The 15,102-nt window shown below is 61.8% G+C and carries 13 protein-coding genes; 7 read left to right on the plus strand and 6 right to left on the minus strand.

Features of this window, described 5'->3' with window-relative positions:
* Positions 1-96: 96 nt before the first annotated feature.
* The 3 genes from JKL46_RS13390 to JKL46_RS13400 are packed head-to-tail and all read left to right on the plus strand — an operon-like array spanning position 97 to position 2,613.
* Entirely contained in the window at positions 97-984 is an 888-nt protein-coding gene (locus JKL46_RS13390; protein ID WP_201833511.1) for a dihydrodipicolinate synthase family protein, read from the plus strand.
* Complete coding sequence (locus JKL46_RS13395) at positions 981-1,655, plus strand: GntR family transcriptional regulator (protein ID WP_201833513.1); 675 nt, start codon at positions 981-983, stop codon at positions 1,653-1,655. The genes JKL46_RS13390 and JKL46_RS13395 overlap by 4 nt, the downstream gene beginning before the upstream one ends.
* A gap of 13 nt (positions 1,656-1,668) precedes the next feature.
* Positions 1,669-2,613: a PfkB family carbohydrate kinase gene (locus JKL46_RS13400; protein ID WP_246529303.1), complete on the plus strand. Its 945-nt coding sequence runs from the start codon at positions 1,669-1,671 to the stop codon at positions 2,611-2,613.
* A gap of 113 nt (positions 2,614-2,726) precedes the next feature.
* Here JKL46_RS13400 and JKL46_RS35480 read toward each other — a convergent pair whose 3' ends face one another.
* Positions 2,727-3,542, minus strand: coding sequence for a LuxR C-terminal-related transcriptional regulator (locus JKL46_RS35480; RefSeq protein WP_246529304.1), 816 nt, complete (start codon positions 3,540-3,542; stop codon positions 2,727-2,729).
* Positions 3,543-3,822: 280 nt separating this feature from the next.
* Here JKL46_RS35480 and JKL46_RS13410 point away from each other — a divergent pair, with 280 nt between their 5' ends.
* Positions 3,823-4,086, plus strand: a complete 264-nt coding sequence (locus tag JKL46_RS13410; protein ID WP_201833515.1) for a hypothetical protein — start codon at positions 3,823-3,825, stop codon at positions 4,084-4,086.
* Positions 4,087-4,259: 173 nt separating this feature from the next.
* Here the strand turns inward: JKL46_RS13410 and JKL46_RS13415 are convergent, their stop codons facing one another.
* Positions 4,260-5,237 carry an aldo/keto reductase gene (locus JKL46_RS13415; protein ID WP_201833517.1) on the minus strand — a complete coding sequence of 326 codons (978 nt, stop codon included), beginning with the start codon at positions 5,235-5,237 and terminating at the stop codon, positions 4,260-4,262.
* 451 nt (positions 5,238-5,688) lie between these two features.
* Between JKL46_RS13415 and JKL46_RS13420 the strand changes: the two genes are divergently transcribed.
* From JKL46_RS13420 to JKL46_RS13430, 3 genes are all read left to right on the plus strand, one after another.
* A complete protein-coding gene (locus JKL46_RS13420; RefSeq protein WP_201833519.1) occupies positions 5,689-7,233 on the plus strand; it encodes a sugar ABC transporter ATP-binding protein in 1,545 nt (514 codons plus the stop codon).
* A 5-nt stretch (positions 7,234-7,238) separates the two neighbouring features.
* Positions 7,239-8,234, plus strand: coding sequence for an ABC transporter permease (locus tag JKL46_RS13425; protein ID WP_343074059.1), 996 nt, complete (start codon positions 7,239-7,241; stop codon positions 8,232-8,234).
* Positions 8,235-8,353: 119 nt separating this feature from the next.
* Complete coding sequence (locus JKL46_RS13430) at positions 8,354-9,295, plus strand: ABC transporter substrate-binding protein (protein WP_201833521.1); 942 nt, start codon at positions 8,354-8,356, stop codon at positions 9,293-9,295.
* A 173-nt stretch (positions 9,296-9,468) separates the two neighbouring features.
* Here JKL46_RS13430 and JKL46_RS13435 read toward each other — a convergent pair whose 3' ends face one another.
* The 4 genes from JKL46_RS13435 to JKL46_RS13450 form a co-directional block, all read right to left on the minus strand.
* On the minus strand, positions 9,469-10,959 hold the full coding sequence (locus tag JKL46_RS13435) for an FAD-dependent monooxygenase (RefSeq protein ID WP_201833523.1): 1,491 nt from the start codon (positions 10,957-10,959) through the stop codon (positions 9,469-9,471).
* Between the two features lie 124 nt (positions 10,960-11,083).
* Positions 11,084-12,196, minus strand: a complete 1,113-nt coding sequence (locus JKL46_RS13440; protein WP_201833525.1) for an ABC transporter permease — start codon at positions 12,194-12,196, stop codon at positions 11,084-11,086.
* Position 12,197: 1 nt separating this feature from the next.
* A complete protein-coding gene (locus tag JKL46_RS13445) occupies positions 12,198-13,322 on the minus strand; it encodes an ABC transporter permease (RefSeq protein WP_201833527.1) in 1,125 nt (374 codons plus the stop codon).
* Positions 13,319-15,100, minus strand: a complete 1,782-nt coding sequence (locus JKL46_RS13450) for an ATP-binding cassette domain-containing protein (protein WP_201833529.1) — start codon at positions 15,098-15,100, stop codon at positions 13,319-13,321. Before JKL46_RS13450 ends, JKL46_RS13445 begins: the two co-directional genes overlap by 4 nt.
* Between the last annotated feature and the right edge of the window lie 2 nt (positions 15,101-15,102).

The following is a 15,102-nucleotide window of genomic DNA, read 5'->3' on the forward strand; positions in this document are numbered from 1 at the left end:
CGTTTCTGTGCTTGCAACGGATTAAGCACCATGTAACATGTTAGTGTCAACACGCCAGTTGCTTGGCGCCGATTCAGGTTGTTATCGGAGGCTCTCTTGTCCCTCAGCTTTGGCATTAGTCCTGCTCTTGTCACTCCTTTTGTGGCCGGCAAGGTGGATGTTCACCGCTTGGCGAACCACGCCAAGGATTGCCTTTCGCGCGGCTGCCGGAGTGCAACGATTTTTGGGACGACCGGCGAAGGCCCGTCCGTCGGCGCGGCCGAGCGTGAGCGTGTTGCCAAAGAGCTGATCGGGCTCGGCTTCCCGGCAAATCAGTTGGTGGAAGGAGTCATTGCCTGCTCGCCGGAGGAAGCTGCGGCCAGCACGAGTCAGGCCTTGCGCCGGGGTGCCAAAGCGGTCCTGCTGGCGCCTCCCTTCTATTTCCGCCCGGCACCGGACGATGCGGTCTACGACTGGTTCGCAGCCGTCTTCGAAGCTGTCGGGAGCGGTCTGAGAGACATTCTCCTGTACCATATTCCCGGTATGACGGGCGTGCCGATCGCTCACACCGTCATTGCCCGACTCCGGGAGCGCTTTCCAGGCGCGATCCGCGGCGTCAAGGACAGCGCATGCGATCCCGAGGCGACCTTCGCCTTGATCAAGGCTTTTCCGGATCTCGAGGTCCTTGTCGGCGACGAGACATATCTCGGCCGCGCTTGCGCCGCGGGAGCCGCGGGCTCTATCTGCGGTGTCGCCAATATCGTTCCCGAAGCCGTGATCGCGCTCGCTGAAGCCGGCAAGGACGATCCACGCATCGTCGAGCTGGTGCGGGAAATCTGTCGCCATCCCATCATTCCGATGGTCAAGGCGCTGGTAGCCCATGTGCGCCAGGATCCCGTCTGGGCCGTTGCGCGGCCGCCGCTCCCTTCCGTCGATGCGCAAACAGCCGCGCGGGCGATTGCATTGCTCGACCCGTTCGGGCCGCCGAACAAGGCCGTCGCATGATCATGGCCCGCCACGCGCCTCGCTCCGAAATCAAGCTGCGCGAGCGGGCCTATGACGTGTTTACGGAGCAGTTGCTGCGGAGCGAGATCAAGCCGGGCCAGTTCGTGACCCAGCGGGAATTGGTGGCTCTCACCGGGCAATCGCTCGGAGCGATCCGCGAGTTGATTCCACGCCTGGAAGCGGAAGGACTGATCGTCACCGTTCCGCAGCGAGGCTTGCAGATCCTGCCCCTTGACATCACCCTGATCCGCAATGCCTTCCAGTTCCGGCTGATCCTGGAACGGGAGGCGATCGCTTCGTTCAGCCAGAGCGCCAGCGATGCCGAAATCGAGCGCATCGAAGCAACCCATCGGGCAATCGTTGCGGCAGCGCAGGACGGCCTCACCGACCGGCTGATTGCGGAGGCGCAGCAGGTCGATCGCGAATTCCATGAAACGGTGATCGACGAACTCAACAACGACATCATCTCGAAGGCGTATCGGGTGAACTGGATCAAGGTTCGCCTGATCCGGCAGAGCGAGACGAGCCTGGATGAGGATCTCGTCATCCCGGTGATGCACGAACATCTCGCCATCATCGGCGCCATGAAGCGGCGGGACACCGCGTCGGCGGTCGACAGCGCGATCGCGCATATCATGAACGCCCGCACGCGCGCTCTGCGGCTGGAATAAGCCTCTCGCATTCATGATGACGAACGATAAGCCGATCATCTGTCTGGGCTGCGCCTTCTGGGACACGATCTTCAAGATCAACCGGATCCCACAGCACGGCACGAAGGTCCTGCCCGAAAAGGCGGTTCAGGCAGCCTCCGGCATGGCAACAGCCGCGGCCGTCACGATTGCGCGCCTCGGCGGCAAGGTGGAACTTTGGGCCCGCATCGGCGACGACCCCACCGGTGACAGCTTCTTGCAGGATCTGTCCCGCGAGGCCGTACGCACCGATCGTATCCGGCGCGTCCGCGGCGCCAGGACGGCTTTCTCGACGATTCTCGTCGATAGCGCAGGCGAAAGGCTGGTTGTGCCCTATACCGATCCCTCGCTCGACAGCGATCCTGGCTGGCTGCCGCTTGACGACATTGCGCGGGCCGAGGCCGTTCTCGTCGACATGCGGTGGCCGGAAGGAGCGCATGCCGTCCTGCGAGCGGCGCGCCATTACGGCGTCCCAACCATCCTCGACGCGGACATCGCCCCACCCGAACTGCTCCGTGAAATGGTAGCCCTGGCCGACCACGTCCTGTTCTCGGAACCTGCTCTGCTTTCGCTTGCGGGTGATGTCTCGACGCGGCAGGCTCTGCAAGAGATCGCATCGGGCCTTCAGGCGAAGGTCATTGGAGTGACGCTTGGGTCTGCCGGGGCGCTGATATGGAGACGCGGCTCCTCAGGAGCGGGCATCGATGAATTTCCATCGATACCGATCGATGCCGTCGACACTCTCAACGCTGGCGATGTCTGGCATGGAGCCTATGCCTATGGCCTCGTCAGCGGTTGGGACCTGGCGCGGATCGTTCAAACGGCCAATGTGGCGGCAGCCATGAAGTGCGAGCATTTCGGCGGACGATTCGGCTCTCCGCGTCTACCGGATCTGCTCAAGAGATTCGGCCGGCACTATCGTGAACTCGGACATCCTTGAGCGTCAGGCCGCAGATCGTTGCCGTGTGAAATCGGGTCGCCTCAATATAGCACGGGGGCGCCGATTCCATCGGCGCCCCCGTTGCGATCGGGGTTCGGGCGAATTTTTCAGCGTCAGTTTCTGGTAATCGGCTGCTCGCCTGCGCGAAGGTTCTCATTCGCCCACATGGCAGCCTGCGTCCGGTTGGCCGCTCCGATCTTGCGGAGAATGGACTTCACGTGAACCTTGATGGTCGCTTCGGTGATCTCAAGCTTCCTCGCAATCACCTTGTTGGCATCGCCGCCCATGAGCGACTGCAGGATCACCGTCTCTCTTCTCGACAGCTTGCCGACCCTCGGGTCCTGGGCATGCTGGCCGGAAGATACCTGGCTGGCGTTGGTCAGCGCCGGGGCCTGATTGAGAAGCGACTGAACCACGCTGCCGGGCAGGATTTTCTCGCCCAGCATCGTGAGCTCGAGGATGTTGATCAGCACCTCACGAGCCGCCGTCGCGAGACAGAAGCTATCGACCCCGGCCGACACCGCAAGCTGAATCGCTTCGAGATCGAAGCTGTTGGCAAGAGCGACAACCCGAGCCGTCGGGTGCCAGCGCTTGGCCTGCTGGACGAAATCGAGCATCTGCTGAGGCGAGCTGGCATCGACGATATACAATCCGGGCGCCGAGGCCTCGTTAGAAAGACCGGCCCTTGCCTCGATCACCGAAAAGCATGTGCCGGACAAAAGATGCGTCAGCCCGGCGCGAAGCAGGGCGTTTCCACAAAGCAACATCGTTTCGAAAGACTGACTCGCGTTGCCAGAAGAGGCCGTTTCCTGTCTATTAGACGTAGCGGCCTCATCGAGTTCTTGATCCAACATTCCCCACCCCTGAAAGTGCCCTGCACATCTGCAGCACGTGGGTTCTATGAAGATGAAAAATGCGGTTTTGATCAAGAGGTAAACACCTCGGTCTAACCCCAAAGGGGTACGCATTAACACGTAAGAACACTGAAATTTAAATCCAATTTTAACAAATGCGATTTGATGGCGGCATCGGGATCCGCGGTGAGGCTTAGAAGCCTGCAATTGTTATAGAATTTCACACAACGCTGAATGTGCTTACTACCGACGGATTACTGACTCGGCGCAACATCCTTAGCCGAGATGCAGATTGCGACGCAGTCAAGCAAAGTCATATATTTTTCGGACTGAATCGAGAGATATACAGCAATCCATGTCACTCAGGCAGCTCACTCCGACGTCAATCTTTCAGCACGAAGAACCTTCGGACAGATCGCTGTCTGACAACGACCTCAAGATACTTTGGATTTCGCGCACTCTAACGAATATTGACGCTCAATGCTGTGAAGACATCCTCAGCATTGAGCAAAGCGAACTTGAAATCGAGCAGAAGAAGTACATCCGCGATCAGATGATGCGGAAATATCAGGAGCGGCGTGCTCCCTATCAGGCGCTGCTGGAAGGTCTCAGACGGTAGCAACCCCTTCGAGAACCACCAACAAAAGAGGCCCCCGAAGGGACCTCAGTTTCTCAGAGGGAGCAACCAATGCTGTCGGCCACGTCCCAATGTCCACCCGCAAGGCAGTCCGGTCAATTCACGTATCGTTACAATTCTTAAGCGAAACGCGAGAGATCGTCCGATAAAGCGGCCTATCCCGGATTGTAGCGGCGGGTCGCCTCCGGGTCGTCGGTCGAGAACGGAAGCGAGGCAAGTTCCTGCCAAACCTCCGAGGGAATGGGCCACTGCGCCCATTCGAGCGTCTGCGCGACGCGTTCTGGCTTGCTGACGCCGCAGACCGTGGAGGTAATCCGCTCGTCCCGCATCGAGAACTGCAAGGCAACGGCACCGGGCGGCACCTTATATCGGCTGCAGATTGCCTCGACGCGCCGGACAGGATCCAGCACTTCGTCGGAGGCCTCCTGATAGACATATCGCGGATAGGCCTCGGATCCTTTCGCGAAGACCCCGCCGGCATAAGGCGCCGCATTCAGAACGGCGATCCCCTTTTTATGCGCGAAGTCGATCATGGCCTCCGCATTGCGGTTCACGAGCGTGAACCGGTTATGCGTGATCAGCGCGTCGAAATCCCAATCGTGCAGGAGCGGCGTCATGATATCGACACGACCGGCGGCGAGGCCGACCGCGGTGACAAGGCCCTCCTCCTTCATCTTGAACAATTCAGTCAGCGCGCCCCCTACCCCTGTCGTTGCCTCCAGCGAATCCGAATGTTCGGGGTCATGCAGATGGAGGATATCGATCCGCTCCAGTCCGAGAGCTTTCAGGCTTTGCTCGAGAGATCGCCGCGCCTGAGCCGCGTCGAACCGGTTCGTCTCGGGATCGCGATCGATCTTCGTCGACAGCACGAAGCCTTCCGGCAGCCCGCCGAGCTCGCGGATGACATCGCCGATCCGCTCCTCGCTGCGGCCGAACCCGTAGATGCGGGACGAGTCGAGGAAATTGACCGGGCCGGAGAAGATCGCTCTCACGGTTTCCCGGGCTCTCTCTTCATCCACGCCGTAGCCGTAGGTTCCCGGCATGTCGCCTAAGGATGAGGTGCCGAAGCAGATCTTCGACACCAGGAGATCAGTGCGTCCCACTTTGGATTTCCGGATCGGGTCGGTGGACATCGGGTCACTCCGTTCATGACCCTCGGAACCTACCGCTCCCGGGCCTCAGCGAAAGGAGCTGAAGCCTATTGCGCGTCCGTCGAACGGGCAAGCGCCGCAGGCAACGACAACGGCAAGTTCTTCATGGGCTGGAACGCCGCGCGGGATGCCCCATCGCAACGGCATATTTCCGGTTGCTTCCCCTTTACCTTCATGAATATCATCCTTGAAAAGCCATCGCGCTTTCACCTCCTTCGGCCGACGAGCCGAGCCTCGGCGGAGTGCGAAACGGCTGAGGATCGTCAAACGGCGACGGTCGGGAGGAATGCATGCGGATTCAGGACGAGGTCCTGCCCCAAGCCGCAGCTCGAAGCCCTCGGCGCCTGCGTGTCCCCTCATGGAGACGCAGGGTCTGTTTCGAGATCATTCCCTATGATCCCATGGCCGCCGGGAGCAAGGCGGGACGCCGCCCATGACCCCGCTCGTCACGATCACCGATCTCGACAAGTCGTTTCCCGGTGTGAAGGCGCTGAAGAAAGCTCGCTTCGATCTTTTTCCCGGCGAAGTTCACGCCCTGATGGGTGAGAACGGCGCGGGAAAATCCACCCTGATGAAGGTTCTTGCCGGCATCTATCGGAAGGATGCCGGAGAGATCTGCATCGAAGGCGTGCCCGTCGATATCGCCTCGCCGCGAGCCGCGCAGGATCTGGGGATCAGCATCATTCATCAGGAGCTCAACCTGATGAACGACCTCACGGCCGCACAGAACATCTTCATCGGCCGCGAGCCCAAGCAGGCCATGGGGCTTCTGCTCGACGAGGATGCTCTGAACCGGAACGCGGCTTCGATCTTCGAGCGCATGCACTTGAAGCTCGATCCCCGGGCGGAGGTCGGCGGCCTCACCGTCGCCAAACAGCAGATGGTCGAGATCGCCAGGGCCCTGTCCTTCCGCTCAAAAGTCCTGATCATGGACGAGCCCACGGCCGCCCTGAACAATGCCGAGATCGCGGAGCTGTTCAGCATCATCCGCAAGCTTAAGGACGACGGCGTCGGCATTGTCTATATCTCGCACAAGATGGACGAGCTGAAGGAAATCTCCGACCGCGTCACCGTAATGCGCGACGGCGAGTATGTCGGCACGGTTCCCACCGCATCGACCAGCGTCGATACGATCATTTCGATGATGGTCGGACGCAGCCTGACGGAAACGAAGACGGAAATCCCGGATCTCTCGCGCCACGACGTGGTGCTGGAGGTCCGCAACCTGCAGCGCGGCAATGCCATCAAGGATGTCAGCTTCAAGCTGCGCAAGGGCGAGATTCTGGGCTTCGCGGGCCTGATGGGCGCTGGGCGAACGGAGGTCGCGAGGGCGATTTTCGGCGCGGATCCCCTGGATGGCGGCGAGATCATCGTCAGAGGCGACCCGGTGACGATCCGCTCGCCGCGGGATGCCGTGCGGCTAGGCATCGGCTATCTCTCCGAGGACCGGAAGCGGTTCGGCCTGGCAACCGGCATGGACGTGGCGGCCAATATCGTGATGCCGTGCCTGAACCGCTTTCTGTCCATGAAGATGTTTCTGCAGGCACGCGCAATCCGCGAGACGGCGCGCTCCTACATCGCGCGGCTGCGGATCAAGACGCCCTCCGATGCCCAGGAAGTCCGCTTTCTGTCAGGCGGCAACCAGCAGAAGATCGTGATCGCGAAATGGCTTGCCCGGGATTGCGAGATCCTGTTCTTCGACGAGCCGACCCGCGGCATCGACGTCGGCGCGAAGAACGAAATTTACAAGCTCTTGAACGCCCTCGCCGAACAGGGGCGGGCCATCGTGATGATCTCGTCCGAACTGCCGGAGATCCTGCGCATGAGCCACCGGATCGCCGTGATGTGCGAGGGCCGGCTGACCGGGGAGCTTCAGGCCGAGGGAGCGACTCAGGAGGACATCATGCGGCTGGCAACGCAGCGGCGCAGCCTGACGGCGGATGCGCCCGGCGCGAGGGTGGAGGGAGCGATCGCGTGACTACGATTGTCGACAAGGAAAGCCGGTCGGTCATCAGCTCTGCCGTCCTCAGTCAGGGGACCTGGCAGAAGATCCTGGCCTTCGCGAGCCTGATTGCCCTGATGGTCGTCTTCAGCGTCGCCTCGGAGAACTTTCTCCAGCCAGACAATCTCATCGGCATCCTTCAGGCGACCGCCGTGAACGGGGTCCTGGCCGTCGCCGCGACCTTCGTCATCATCACCGGCGGCATCGATCTTTCGGTCGGCACGCTGATGACCTTTTGTGCTGTCATTGCCGGCGTATTCCTGACCTATTGGGGAATGCCGATGCCTGTCGGCATCCTTGCCGCCATCGTGGCGGGCGCCCTCTGCGGTTCCGTTTCGGGCACCCTCATCGCCAAGATGAAGATCCCGCCCTTCATCGCGACGCTCGGCATGATGATGCTGCTGAAGGGGCTAGCCCTGGTGATCTCGGGAACCCGGCCGATCTATTTCAACGATACGCCGAACTTTCCCATGATCTCGCAGGATTCTCTGATCGGCGCGGTGCTGCCGTTCCTGCCGATCCCCAACGGCGTGTTGATCCTGTTCATCGTCGCCATCGTCTCGAGCCTTGTCCTGACGCGCACGGCCTTCGGCCGCTATACCTTCGCCCTCGGCTCGAACGAGGAGGCCGTGCGCCTTTCTGGCGTGAACACCGATTTCTGGAAGATCATGGTCTACACCGTCTCCGGCGGGATCTGCGGTATTGCCGGGCTCATCATCGCCTCGCGCCTGAACTCGGCCCAGCCGGCGCTCGGGCAAGGCTACGAGCTCGACGCGATCGCGGCGGTCGTCATCGGCGGGACGTCCCTGAGCGGCGGGCGCGGCACCATTCTCGGAACCATCATCGGCGCCCTGATCATCAGCGTCCTCACCAATGGATTGCGGATTCTCTCGGTCGCCCAGGAATGGCAGACGGTGGTGACCGGCATCATCATCATTCTCGCCGTCTATGCCGACATTCTGCGGCGCAGAACCTGAAAAGCGACATCTCTCGCGAGCAGGAGGGAGCAGGCCAGACAACGACATGAAACCCACCGATCCGGCGCGGCCAAGCGAGGCAAGGGCCGGATCCCATAACGACAGCCAGGAGGAAAGACATGTTGAGCAAACGCACTCTGATCGGTGCCATCGGCATCGGCGCACTCATGGGCTTCGTAAGCCCGGTCATGGCGCAGGAGACCTATATTCCGTTGATCTCCAAGGGCTTCCAGCACCAGTTCTGGCAGGCAGTGAAGGCCGGCGCCGAGCAGGCCGCCAAGGACTACAACGTGCGCATCACGTTCGAGGGACCCGATAGCGAGACCATGGTCGACAAGCAGATCGACATGCTGTCGGCCGCTCTGGCCAAGAACCCGAAAGCCCTCGGTTTCGCAGCCCTTGACAGCCAGGCGGCGATTCCGCTCCTGCGCAAGGCGCAAGCGGCCAAGATCCCCGTCATTGCCTTCGATTCCGGCGTCGACAGCGACATTCCGGTGACCACCGCCTCGACGAACAACCTGGCGGCCGCGGCGCTCGCCGCCGACAAGATGGCCGAGCTGATCGGCGGCGAGGGCGACATCGCCCTCGTGGTCCACGATCAGACCAGCCGCACGGGCATCGACCGGCGCGACGGCTTCGTCAACCGGGTCAAGGAGAAGTATCCGAAGATCAACATCGTGAGCATCCAATACGGCTCGGGCGACCATCTGAAGTCGACGGAAATCACGAAATCGATCCTTCAGGCCAATCCGCGTCTCAAGGGCATCTTCGGCGCCAACGAGGGCTCCGCCATCGGCGTGGTTAACGGAGCCAAGGAGCTGAACCGGAAGATCGTGATCGTCGGCTACGATTCCGGCAAGCAGCAGAAGCAGGCGATCCAGGATGGCCTCATGGCCGGCGCGATCACCCAGAATCCCGTCGGAATCGGCTACAAGACCGTCGAGGCCGCCGTGAAGGCCCTCAAGGGCGATAAGCTCGACAAGGTGATCGATACCGGCTTCTTCTACTACGACAAATCGAACATCACCGATCCGAAGATCGCAGCCGTTCTCTATGACTGAGACCCGGCAAGCGGGAGAGAACTAACCCCTCCCTGCTGTGCAAAATCCTGAATGCCTCTCCGGCGCCGCGTTTATCGCGGCGCCGTTCATTTTCGCCGGTTGAGAAGATCCGGTGTCAGCGCAGCCATCCGCAAGTTGAGCGGACATCTGTCGAGAGACGTATATCTCATGCGTCAGGGCGCATCGGCCAGACGAAGACCGTCGAGATAGAGGCCGATGGCCTCCCAATCCCCCTTTTCCGCCACCATCGCGACATAGGCATCGGGCCTCACGAGCCAGACTCCCTCGTCGGACGGGGGGAAGCGGAGATCGGGTTCGAGATGGTCACGATGCCTGTCGACCACCGCATCGAAGCCCTCGCCGTATTCGGCCAGAACTGCAAATTTCGGCGTGTCTCCTGCTCCGAAGGGTGGTTCGCCCTTCGCAGGGACGATCCGACCGCCAACGCCGGGCGTGCCGGCCCGATAGACCGACGGCCCGTTCAGCGGGCTGGACGGATAGCCGATCGAAATCTCGGCGAAGGTATCCTCCATCGCCTGCCGGACTGGCCTCAGTCCCAGGAGGACATGCCCGACCACATCCCTCACGGCCTGCGCGACCGGATTTTGGAGGGTTGCCATATTGGTCATACGTCCGGCAGCCTCGATCACCTCCCGGCCGACCACCTTGCGCTCGGCCTCGTAGCTGTCCAGAAGCGCGGGGGCCGATGCATGTCCCCGACATACCAGGGCGAGCTTCCAGGCCAGATTGAAGGCATCCTGCATGCCGGTGTTCATCCCCTGCCCACCGGCCGGGCTGTGGATATGGGCTGCATCCCCGGCAACGAAGACGCGGCCGGATCGATATTGGTTCACCTGCCGCTCGTTGATCCGAAACGTCGACAGCCACAGGGCATTGGACAGAACGATTCCCTTCGGAAGCCGGCGGTCGACGACCTGCTGGAACTCCTCCAGGGTCGGATCGGGGCGCCTTTCAGCCTGCGAGAGACCGGAGCGGGCGATCAGCCGGTAGCGGTTGTGCTTGAAGGGGAAGAACACGAGCACCCCTTCCTCGTGCCAGACAATGACGAGTTCGTTCTCGGGGAACGGATATCCCGTCACCTCCACATCGGCCAGAATCCAGTCGTCCGACCGGGTCGAGCCGAGAAACGTCAGTCCGAGATGCTCGCGGATCAGGCTATGGGCACCGTCGCAACCGACCATCCATGACGCCTGAGCCGTCTCCTCCGTCCCGACCGCGTGCCGCAACACCGCCGACACGCCATCGCCGTCATCCTGGAAACCCATCAGCTCGAGACTGCGATCGACAGTGACACCAAGGCGTCCGAGATGCTCCTCCAGGACCCGTTCGGTTTCAGATTGAGGCAGCATCAGCGAGAACGGATAAGCGGTCTCCAGGGTGCTGAGATCGAGATGCGCCACTGTCTTCCGGCCGCTCATGATATTGACGGACGTGACCTGATTTCCGGGCTCGATCAGATCGGCACTGCATCCGGCGCGGTCGAACAGCTCAAGAGATCGGCTCCAGATGGCGGCCGCCTTCGACTTGTCGGTCCGGGCGGCGGACTTGTCGACGATGCGCACGGGAATATTGTAGCGGGCGAGCTCGATGGCGAGGGTGAGCCCAACCGGACCTGCCCCGATGATCAGAACGTCGTCGGTCATGAACAATCCTTGCGGTTATCGGGATCGCTCAAACGTTGCGCAGCAGGGTCCCGAACGTTGAATGCCGATACGCGGGCTTGACTGAACTCGAACACATATCTGCAACCCCTTCGGAAAAGCGGCCTTACTCAAGCCTCTTCCGGAACAGCCACGCGGCCGCGCTCAGGGTGAAAGCCGCAATGAACGCAAGGGGAATCGTCAGCGTGACGACCTGGGAAACCGGAATATCCTTGAGAAACACCCCGCGGACAATCACCAGGAAGTAGCGGAGAGGGTTGATGTAGGTGACCGGTTGCAGCCAGCCCGGCATGTTCTCGATCGGCGTCGCAAAGCCCGAGAGCAGCATTCCGGGAACGAGGACCAGGAAGGCACCGAGGATGGCCTGCTGCTGCGTCATGGACATTGCCGAGATGAACAATCCGAGCCCGACGATGGAGGCCATGAAGATGATCGAACTTCCATAGAGCAGCAGGAGCGATCCCCGCAGCGGGATGCCGAAGACCACGATGGCGGCAACGATGTAGAGACTGATATGCACGAGCCCGATCATCATGGGCGGCAGAAGCTTGCCGATCAGGATCTCATGCGTCCTCAAGGGAGAGACCATCAGCTGATCGAAGGTGCCGAGTTCGCGCTCCCGGGCGATCGACAGGGCGGTGACGATCATCCCGATCAGGAGCGCGATGCTTCCGATAAGATTGGGCACCATGAACCATTGGTAGATCAGGTTCGGGTTGAACCAGTTGCGCGGCATGATGCTGACGGCCGATGATTTCGCTTTCTGCCCTGCCGGCGTGTCGGCGGAGAGACCGGCGACGATCTGGTTGAGATAGCCGCCGACGATCTGCGAGGCATTCGAGCGGCGCCCATCGAGAATGATCTGCACATCCGTCGGCTGCTTGGCCTCGATGTCGCGCGAGAAGGTCGGGGAAATCTGAACGGCCGCGAGGACCTTCTGGCGGTCGACCGCCTCATGCAGGACCTCTGGCGAATCCGTGAACGACACCTTGCGGAACGTCGGCGAGCCCTCGATCCGTTGCACGAGTTCATAGCCCCAGTGGCCGGCATCCCGGTTGAGCACCATGACGTCGACGTTGCGCACTTCCAGGGTCGCCGCGTAGGAGAACACGACGAGCTGGATCACCGGCGGCACGATCAGGATGATGCGCCCTCGCGGATCGCGCAGCACGGCGAGAAGCTCCTTGAGGATCAGGGCCTTGAGGCGTGTCCACCACATGTCAGACGATCCTCTTGCGAATATTGCGGGCAGCCAGCACGAACAGGATCGCCCCCATCAGCAGCATGACGGCAATGGCCTGCCCGAACATCGGCCAGATGTCGCCGGCGAGGAACACGGTCTGAAGGCTCGGAATCAGGTAGCGGGACGGCACGATCATCGTGATCCACTGGATTGCCGTCGGCATCGAGTCGATCTCGAACAGGAAGCCGGAGAGCAGGAAGGCCGGCAGGAAGGCGGACATCAGGGCGAGTTGCGAGGCCAGAAACTGGTTCTTCGTGGCAGCCGAGATTAAAAGCCCCTGCCCCAGCGCCGGGATCAGGAAGGTCGCGCACAACGCATAGAGCGCGAAGACCGAGCCGCGGAACGGCACATCGAAGACGAAGACCGCCAGCAGCACGCAAAGTGTCATCGCAGCGAGGCCGAGCAGGAAATACGGGACGATCTTGCCGATGAGCAGCTCGGTGGCCGTGACCGGGGTCGCCATCACCGCCTCCATGGTGCCGCGCTCCCATTCGCGGGCGATGACGAGAGATGTCAGGAGGGTTCCGACAAGCGTCATGACGATGGCGATGGAGCCCGGCACCAGGAAGAAGCGGCTCGTCAGCTCGGGATTGAACCAGAAGCGCTGTTCGACCGTGATCGGCGGAGCCTTTGCCGTGCTTTCCGACCGGCGCAAAGCCGCCCAATTGGCAACGGTGCCCTGCGTATAGTTCTGCACGAAATTCGCGTTGTTCGGCTCGGATCCGTCGACGATGACCTGGAGCGAAGGATTCCGGTCGGCGGCGAAATCCGCGGCGAATGTTGCCGGAATGATCACGATGCCGCGGACTCGGCCCAGCACCAGGTCCTCCTCGAACTGCCGCCGGTCGCGTCCATACGTGACGTCGAAATAGGCGGAGGCCTGGAAGCTCGCGGCAAGATCCTGCGTCACCGGCGTCATGTCCTCGATCACGAGGCCGATATGTGTGCGCGTGGTGTCGAGGGAGACCGCATAGCCGAACAGGAACAGCAGGACGACTGGCAGCACCAGCGTGATCAGGATGCTGCTGGGGTCCCGAACGATCTGATAGACTTCCTTGCGGATGAGGGTCGCAAGCCTGCGGATGCGATCGGTCCGGCTCATGCGGCCGCCCTTTCTTCGCTTTCCGAGGCCTCCACCAGCGCGATGAAGGCATCCTCCATCGTCGGGTCGGGGTTTTCGGATGTGGCGACCTTCGCCTTGAGTTCGTCCGGCGAGCCGAGAGCGATGGAACGGCCGCGATAGATGAGCGAGATTCGGTCACAGTACTCAGCCTCATCCATGAAATGCGTGGTCACCAGCACGGTCACGCCCTTCTCGACGAGGCCGTTGATATGCGTCCAGAATTCACGGCGAGTGATAGGATCGACACCGGAGGTCGGCTCGTCGAGGAAGAGCACCTGCGGCTCGTGCATCACTGCGCAGGCCAGGGCCAAGCGCTGCTTCAGGCCCAGAGGCAGATCCTTGGCCGACATGTCGGCGCGTGCCTTGAAGTCGAAGATGTCCGTCATCAGGCTGATGCGCTCGCGTCTGCGCTGGCCGGAGAGCCCATAGACCCCGGCGAAGAAATCGAGGTTTTGGGCGACGCTGAGATCGCCATAGAGCGAGAACTTCTGCGCCATGTAGCCGAGCCGGTTGCGGGCCTCCGCGCCGTCGCGACGCAGGTCGAAGCCGGCGACGCGCCCCTCGCCCTCCGTCGGCTTCAGCAACCCGCACAGCATCTTGAAGGTCGTCGACTTGCCCGCTCCGTTCGGACCGAGCAGACCAAAAATCTGGCCGCGCGGAATATCGAAGGTGATCTTGTCGGAAGCCGTGAAATCGCCGAAGCGCTTGGTCAGCCCATGCGCCTCGATCACCGGCCTGTCACCCTCCTGCGGCAACGCACGCGCCGCATCCGCAAGCCTGGATCGCCCTCCGGGCCCGCCGCCCAGCATGTCGACGAAGGCGTCCTCGAAACGCGGCGGCGTCGGCTCGACCTTGACATCGGCACCGGCGTCTTTTGGCACGGCAAGGTTGGCATCGGTGCCAGCCTTCATGACCAGACGGATCGCATCGCCCTGAATGACGCCATCGATGACGCCATCGCGATTGAGGACCTGCGCCAGCACCTGCCGCCTGCGGCCCTCCGTTCCCGAAAGCCGGAACACCCGACCGTCAACCCGCGAGGTCAGGTCCGCCGGCTCACCTGCGAAGAGCAGCTTGCCCTGGTTGAGCAGGAGAACGCGGTCGCAGGCCTCGGCCTCGTCGAGATAGGCGGTCGACCAGACAACCCCAATGCCTTCCTTAGTCAGGTCCTCCACCATCTTCCAAAGCTCACGCCGCGAGATCGGATCGACACCGACGCCCGGCTCGTCGAGCAGCAGCAGGCGCGGCTTTTTGAGAAGCGCGCAGGCGAGGCCGAGCTTCTGCTTCATGCCGCCGGAGAGCTTGCCTGCCAGACGCGCCGTGAAGCGCTTCAGATCCGTGAAAGTCAGAAGCTCTTCGAAGACAGCTGGCCGCTCGGATTTGGGAAGCCCACGCAGATCGGCATAGAGATTGAGGTTCTCCTGGATCGTGAGATCCTCGTAGAGACCGAAGCGCTGCGGCATGTACCCGATGGCGGCCTGGATCTCGGCCGCCTGCCGGACCGTGTCGAAACCGAGCACCATGAGCGAGCCTTCTTCCGGCACCATGAGTCCCGTCATCAGGCGGATCAAAGTGGTCTTGCCCGCGCCGTCGGGTCCGACAAGGCCCGTGATCTCGCCGCCGCGGATGATGCCGGACACCTTGTCCAGGGCCGGAGGCGTGGCCCCGAACCGCTTGGTCACCTCGGCGAGGCGAATGAAGTCCGGCCTAGAACTCTCGACCTTGGAACTCTCGACATGGGTAGGCGTGTCAGCCATGG

Origin of the sequence: Microvirga zambiensis WSM3693 (assembly GCF_016735695.1) — a bacterium.
Classification (GTDB): domain Bacteria; phylum Pseudomonadota; class Alphaproteobacteria; order Rhizobiales; family Beijerinckiaceae; genus Microvirga; species Microvirga zambiensis.